Genomic DNA, 6,843 nt, shown 5'->3' with positions numbered 1-6,843 from the left:
GGTCGTCTCCAGGTGGCCGGTTCAACAACACCACTCTGTCAGAGAGCGGGTCGCTATCCACCCCATGGGATCTACTTTCTCACCGCCCTACACAGACAGCATGACCCCGGCAAAGCTTCTCGTGAATGCCTTTGCGACAATGGCAGAAGAACGTATCGCGGATGGGTTCGAACCGACCCTCCTTACTTTTATGTTCAGAGAGATCCGTGGAACGCCCAGTCATCAGGCCCACGAGATGGAGATAGCCATCGTCGAGGTCTACGACCGGCACCTTACTCGGACATCAAGTACCCGAAGAACGTCGCGGCGACATCCATGCCCTTTTGGTTTGGCTGCCCGGACTGGCCCATGGAAAAGTCTCTACCGCGAAATCGGGATCACTTGATAAATATCGCGCGGAACGGCGGTCTCCACTACCATCTCATCGCGCTGACGCCGCCCCACTCGAACCACCGGCGGTTCACCATACCTCTCCATGACCATTGGCCCGGTCGCGCTCGCCTTGGCAAATACCAGAAATCCCTGCTCGATCAGATGAGGATGCATCGGTACGTCACGAAACTGGTTAGTCATCACGCTTCACGCTTCGGGCGTAATATGAAACACCCATACTCCAACATTCGCAAGGCGGCCTTCACCGTAGGCGTACCATAGTCGAGGAAAACGGAGCGGTGATCCGACGCTCGACGATCCGTTTCTCTGATCGTCCTCTTCCGTCGTCGACGCGCAAATCGGGAGCATGACGCGCTCAGGCAACGAGTGGACGATGATCATCGCCGGATCACGGCGAAGCGCGCCGGCAACCGAATCTCGGTACCGCGCCGCTCATTTACCTCACGCCAAGGGACGGCTTCGAAGACGGTTTCAGCTGCGACAGAGGTTTGGTCAGGGATGTGGTATTTGTGCGGATGGCGCTACCGGGATCCGGCGAAGATCGGCGCGGTCCGCGTTGATGGGCTGCTTTGGGAGCGGCACGCCCGAGCCTGATGCAGGCGTGATCTGACGCGTCTGATCTCGACTTCCGTGAGCCACGCCATTCCTGCTGCCGGCGGCGGGTGGGAAAGGTTCGGGCTCGTCCGAGGCTGGGATCGCGGACTGTTAGCGATCGCTGCCGGATCGTTGACCGTCAACCCGGTCGTTGCGGCGGGCGCCACTACGGCAGTGGTCTCGTCCCGCCACGGTTCGGATTCGCGCGATCAACGGTCATCCGGCCATTGGGGGCAGGCCATTTGCGCGCCATCACCCCCAGTTGATCCAAAATCGAACCGTGCATCTCGGTTTTTGCCCCATCCGACAATGGCTGATTCATAGCGTTACTGACGGTTGCACCGCCTAAAGCCGTTCCTCGCTGATCGGGCATGAATCAACCAATTTCGGAAAATGACTAGATTTGGTTGAAATTGGATCAGATCGATGATAGATTTTTCCACAGATCAGCCCAAAAACCGATAAATTGGTCCGTAATCGGATCAAAAAAGAAAAACGGTGTCGAAGGGATGTCGCATCGGCCGGTGAAAAAGAGGCCATGCGACGCAAAGGGAGGACTGTCATGGTTACCAAGACTCTCAAGCTTGATTGGACGCGGAGAAAACTTCTCGGCGCCACGGCCGCATTGGGCGCGGTCGCGGCGTCCGGGCTGTCGGTTCGTGCGTTCGCCCAGGAAAAGGTCATCAAGATCGGCTTTTTGGCGCCGCTCACGGGGCCGGTGGCCGCCTGGGGCAAGCCAGGGCTCGACGGCTGCCGGATCTGGGCCGAATGGGTCAACGAGGCGGGCGGGGTGAAGCTGGCCGATGGGGATTATAAGATCGAATTCGTCGGCTACGACAACGAATACGACCCTGCCAAGGCGCGCACCGGTGCGACACAGTTGATCCGGGAGGACGAGGTCAAATTCGTCATGATGTTGGGCGGCGATACCTGGCCGGGCGCCCAGCCGGTAGCCGACAAGACCGGTATGCTGTTCTCGACGCTGCTACCCTCCGACCTATCGCCCGACACCACGACGCTGGTGGCGCCGGCCGAGGTCCACCCGATCTACAACGTCACCGGCGTCGAGTGGCTGACCGAGAACAATCCCGGCCTGAAGACGGCGGTGATGTGTGCTCAGGACGACGCGCTGGGACTGCCGTCGGTCGCCACCTATCTGGCGGCTTTCGAGGCGGCCGGGATCGAGATGCAGGAGGAGCCGCTCTTGTTCGATCCGGCGACCACCGACTTCGCGCCCGTGGTCACCAAGCTGATCGCCAACAACCCGGATATCGTTTGTCTCGACACCTCTTACGCCGACTATGTCCATCCGATCTGCGAGCAGCTGTTCCAGCAAGGCTACAAGGGGCAGATCATCTCCTGCACCGCCGACTTCTACGACCAGATTATCGAGAAGACCTCGAAGGAGTTCATGGAAGGCTTCATCTTCCAGTTTCCGGACTTCGACGACCCTGCGCTCAATGCCGACAACATCAACTTCAAGGACGCCAACAAGTTCTACGAGGTCTACAACGAACGCCATCCGGGCGAGTGGGGCGCGGTTTCCTGGGAATATGCCTCGATCATGGACCTTTGGAAGGCCGCGGCCGAGACTGCCGGTAGCGCCGAGCCCGACGCGGTGCTCGCCGCCATGAAACAGGTCGGCAAGCACGCTTTCGGCGAGGCCGAATGGTGGGGCAAGGACCTGTTCGGCATCGACAACGCGCTGGTCGGAGACTGGCCCGTGGTGCGGATCGAGAACGGCAAGGCGGTGATCAAGGAGTTCCGGAGCATCCCCGCCTGGTACGACAAGCACGGCGAACTCCTGAAGAAGCACATGGAGGCCTACGGCCAGATGTGGAACCAGCGCGGCTGACGCCGGCGCCGGCCCGATGGCGGACCTGACGGTCCGCTGCTTCTTCTCTCCTGCCGCGATCTGCCGAGCCATGGACCTGCTTCTGCAAACCGGACTGAATGCGATCTATGCCGCCAGCTACATGTCGCTGGTGGCCGTCGGACTCGTGCTGATCTTCGGCGTGATGGGGGTCATCAATTTCGCCCATGGCGAACTGTTCATGGCGGGTGCCTATGCGGTGGTGGCGCTGTATGCGGACCTCGCAGTACCGTTCCCGATCGCGGTCGCCGCGGGGCTTGTCTTCGTCGGCATTCTCGGGCTTGCCATGGAGCGGGCGCTGTTTCGCCCGCTCCGCGACAACCCGCTCGGGGGGCTCGTCGCCTCGATCGGCTTCCTCATGGTCCTGCAGGCGGCGGCCGTGCTGCTCTTCGGAGTGCGCATGGAGCATGTCCCGCCGGTGACCCAGGACGTCATCATCTTTTTCGAAAGGGTCCGCTTTCCGGTTCAGCGACTCTATGTCGTGATCGCCGCGATCGTGCTGCTGACCGCGCTCTGGCTGTTCTTGAAGAAAACCCGTTTCGGCTGGGCGCTGCGCGCCAGTGCCCAGGATCCGGAGGCGGCGGCCTTGCAGGGCATCGCGATCAACCAGACCGCGCGCATCGCCATGTTCATCGGCGCGGCGCTGGCCGGGGTGGCGGGCGCGCTGTCGGCGCCGCTGGTCAGCGTCAACCCGTATATGGGCCACAGCGTCATCATCACCGCCTTCATCGTGATCATCGTCGGCGGGGTTGGCTCGCTGGAGGGGGCGGTGGTGGCGGCGGTCGCCTACGCCTTCATCCATACCTTCGTCACGACGTTCTGGGACGGGGTGATCGCCGATATCGTGGGGCTTGGGCTGATGTTGCTCGTGCTGATCGTGAAACCGACGGGCCTCTTCGGGACGGTGGACCGTGCTTAAGGGGCTCGCATGGATCGCGCTGGCGGCGCTTCTCATCCTCGTGCCCCACGCGCTGTCCTATTCACAGCAGGAAATCCTGGTCTTTCTGACCATCAACGTATTGCTGGTCGCCTCTTATCGCCTGCTGACGCTGACCGGCGAATGGTCGCTGGGTCATGTCGTCATCATGGGTGTCGGCGCCTACGCCTCGGCGCTGTATTCAAAGCATTTCGGAATCTGGGTGCCGGTTTCGGCGATACTCGGGGCGCTGACCGCCGCGGCCGTCGCGCTGGTGTTGAGTTTCCCGCTGTTTCGGATGAAGGGCTTCTATTTCCTCATCGGCTCGTTTGCCGCCGGCGAGATCATCCGCCTGCTTTGGAAACGGTTTCGCGAGCCCTTCGGCGGCCCCAAAGGCTTGAAGCGGATCGAGGGGGTGCCGGACCTCGACCTCGGGTGGCTGCGTTTCGATTTCTTCGAGCCGGTCAGCTATTATTATCTCGCCCTTGTGGTGGTGGGCGCCTCGCTCTGGGTCTTGTGGCGGATCGAGCGCTCACCCGTCGGGCTGACCTTCCATGCCGTCCACTGGCAGGACAAGCTTGCGGGGGCCGCCGGCGTCAATGTTCGCGCCTGGCGCACGCTGGCCTTCGTCATCGCCAGCGGATTTGCCGGACTCTCGGGCGCGCTGCTGGCGCATTATATCGGCACCATCAATCCGAACAGCTTCGACGTCGAGATGATGGTGTTCGTGCTGACCTGGGCGATCGTCGGTGGCACGGCGACCTTCTATGGCCCGATCCTGGGCTGCATCGCGCTGACTGTGCTGAATGAGATCGTGCTCCGCGAGATGGGCTTCGAGCAGTGGCGGCCGCTGATCTACGGCCTCGTGCTGATCGCCTCGGTGCTGTTCCTGCCGAAGGGGCTCGAGAGCCTGGTACAGCGGTTCACGCAAGCGACGAAGCGCGCCGACACGCGACCGGCGGCGGGTGCGAAAGCCACGGATATGGAGGCGGCCCATGACGCTTCTTGAAGTCGACCAGCTCACCATGCGTTTCGGTGGCCTGATCGCGGTGGACGCACTGTCATTCACGGTCGAAAAGGGCACGATCCACGGCCTGATCGGTCCGAACGGCGCCGGCAAGACCACCACCTTCAACATGATCTCGGGATTCTACACACCGAGTTCCGGTCATGTCCGTTTCAAGGGCGAGGAGATTTCGGGCCTGCCGATGTTCCGAGTGGCGCGGAAGGGGCTGGTCCGCACCTTCCAGCACTCGACGCTGTTCGCGGAATTGAGCGTCGTCGAGAACGCCCTGGTCGGCACGCACATGCAGCATTTTCCGGCGCTTCACACCGCGCTTCTGGGAACCGACCGTGCCGAACGCCGCGCGGCGCGCGAGAAGGCCGAGCGGGCACTCGATTTCTTCGGTCTCGCGGGTCACGCGCAAGAGCGCGCAGGTGACCTCTCCCACGGCCATCAGCGCGCGCTCGGCATGGCGGTGGCACTGGCCTCGGCACCGGAAATGGTGCTGCTCGACGAGCCCTTCACTGGGATGAATCCGGAGGAGACGAAGGCGATGATGGCGCTGATGCGCAAGCTGAATGCCTCGGGCGTGACCATCCTTCTGGTTGAGCACGACATGCACGCGATCATGGGACTTTGCGACCGCATTACCTGCATGAATTTCGGCAAGCTGCTGGCCGAGGGCACGGCGAGCGAAATCCGCAATCATCCGGAGGTGATCACGGCCTATCTCGGAGGCACGCGCCATGTTGCTTGAGATCGACGGCGCCGCCGTGAGCTACGGCAAGGTCGCGGCATTGCGCGGCGTCTCCATGACCATCCCCGAAGGCGCCATCGTCACCATCATCGGCGGCAACGGTGCCGGCAAGACGACGACGCTGCGCGCCATTTCCGGTCTCGCCAAGCTCACTGCCGGCGAAATCCGCTTCCGCGGCGAGCGGATCGACAGGCTGCCGCCGGACTGCATCGTCGCTCTCGGCATCGCCCATGTGCCGGAAGGGCGCCGGATATTTCCCGATCTCACCGTCGAGGAGAACCTGCGCACCGGCGCCTTCTTGCGACGCGACAAGGCGGCCATCGCCGCCGATCTGGACGGCATCTATGTCCGCTTCGAGCGGCTCCGCGAGCGGCGGCGCCAGCGCGCGCAGACGCTTTCGGGCGGCGAGCAGCAGATGCTGGCGATCGGCCGCGCGCTGATGAGCCGGCCGAAGCTCCTGCTGATGGACGAGCCGTCGATGGGCCTCGCCCCGGTGATCGTCGAACAGATTGCCCGGATCGTCGAACAGATCGGGAAGGAAGGCGTGACGGTCGTGCTGGTCGAGCAGAATGCCGAGCTCGCGCTCGACCTGGCCGACTACGCCTACGTGCTCGAGACCGGCGCCATGGCGCTTGAAGGACCCGCAGATGAACTTCACGACAACGACCATGTCCGCGCCGCGTATCTCGGTTTCTGACGCCGCGGCGTCAGACGAGAAGCGGAACCGCGAGGAGAAGGCAGCCCGCGCCGCCGGCTGGCGCCGCGCCGATCTGCGCTGGGAGCGGCTGCAGGAGGACGCCGAGGCTGCTTGGCGGTCCGGCGACGCGGATCAGGCGATCCGGCTCTGGCGCCGGGCCCGGCGCCTCGCCTTCTGGAGGTTCCGCCGCTCCGATCCGCGCTATGCGACCAGCCTCGCCAACGCCGCCCTGGCGGAGCGACTGTCCGGCCAGGAAGCGCGCGCCCACCGGCTCTATGCCCGCGCGCGCGGGCTTTGGAGCGGGGCGGACAGCTTTATCGCCGGCATGCGGATCGCCCGTCGTGCCCGCTCCTCGCTGTTCCACCTGCGCATGGAGGCGAAGCATTGGGACACGTATCAGCAGAGCACGCGCACCCGGATGAAGGCCTTCGCCCGAGAGGCCGCCGAGGCGCTCGCCGCCCTCGAACGTGGCGAACCACCGGTCTGCCGCCTCCACGATCGCTGGCGGGCGGAGAAGCTGCCGGTCTTCGACGACCCGAGAAAATTCCTGGCCGCGGCACTGATGATCAGCACGGGCCTGACAACAAAGCCGGAGAACAAAGACTAACGC

At 63.3% G+C, this 6,843-nt stretch carries 7 protein-coding genes; 6 read left to right on the top strand and 1 reads right to left on the bottom strand.

What is annotated here, in order from left to right; translation table 11 throughout:
* Positions 1 to 360 precede the first annotated feature (360 nt).
* Positions 361 to 573 (bottom strand): hypothetical protein, encoded by a 213-nt coding sequence (locus VQ044_RS17590; protein ID WP_327648511.1) that lies wholly within the window; start codon positions 571 to 573, stop codon positions 361 to 363.
* Positions 574 to 1,549: 976 nt separating this feature from the next.
* Here VQ044_RS17590 and VQ044_RS17585 point away from each other — a divergent pair.
* From VQ044_RS17585 to VQ044_RS17560, 6 genes are read left to right on the top strand one after another with little or no spacing between them, the layout of a single operon-like run.
* On the top strand, positions 1,550 to 2,842 hold the full coding sequence (locus VQ044_RS17585; RefSeq protein ID WP_327622688.1) for an ABC transporter substrate-binding protein: 1,293 nt from the start codon (positions 1,550 to 1,552) through the stop codon (positions 2,840 to 2,842).
* Positions 2,843 to 2,858: 16 nt separating this feature from the next.
* The gene (locus tag VQ044_RS17580; protein WP_327648505.1) at positions 2,859 to 3,779 is read left to right on the top strand and encodes a branched-chain amino acid ABC transporter permease; all 921 of its coding nucleotides are present in this window, start codon (positions 2,859 to 2,861) and stop codon (positions 3,777 to 3,779) included.
* Positions 3,772 to 4,785 carry a branched-chain amino acid ABC transporter permease gene (locus tag VQ044_RS17575; protein WP_327648503.1) on the top strand — a complete coding sequence of 338 codons (1,014 nt, stop codon included), beginning with the start codon at positions 3,772 to 3,774 and terminating at the stop codon, positions 4,783 to 4,785. Before VQ044_RS17580 ends, VQ044_RS17575 begins: the two co-directional genes overlap by 8 nt.
* A complete protein-coding gene (locus tag VQ044_RS17570; protein WP_327648502.1) occupies positions 4,772 to 5,536 on the top strand; it encodes an ABC transporter ATP-binding protein in 765 nt (254 codons plus the stop codon). The genes VQ044_RS17575 and VQ044_RS17570 overlap by 14 nt, the downstream gene beginning before the upstream one ends.
* On the top strand, positions 5,529 to 6,233 hold the full coding sequence (locus VQ044_RS17565; protein WP_442872943.1) for an ABC transporter ATP-binding protein: 705 nt from the start codon (positions 5,529 to 5,531) through the stop codon (positions 6,231 to 6,233). The genes VQ044_RS17570 and VQ044_RS17565 overlap by 8 nt, the downstream gene beginning before the upstream one ends.
* The gene (locus VQ044_RS17560) at positions 6,184 to 6,840 is read left to right on the top strand and encodes a hypothetical protein (RefSeq protein ID WP_327622683.1); all 657 of its coding nucleotides are present in this window, start codon (positions 6,184 to 6,186) and stop codon (positions 6,838 to 6,840) included. Before VQ044_RS17565 ends, VQ044_RS17560 begins: the two co-directional genes overlap by 50 nt.
* Positions 6,841 to 6,843 lie beyond the last annotated feature (3 nt).

Origin of the sequence: Aurantimonas sp. C2-5-R2 (assembly GCF_036549495.1) — a bacterium.
GTDB lineage: Bacteria > Pseudomonadota > Alphaproteobacteria > Rhizobiales > Rhizobiaceae > Aurantimonas > Aurantimonas coralicida_A.
This window is presented reverse-complemented; position numbering and strand designations above follow the sequence as displayed.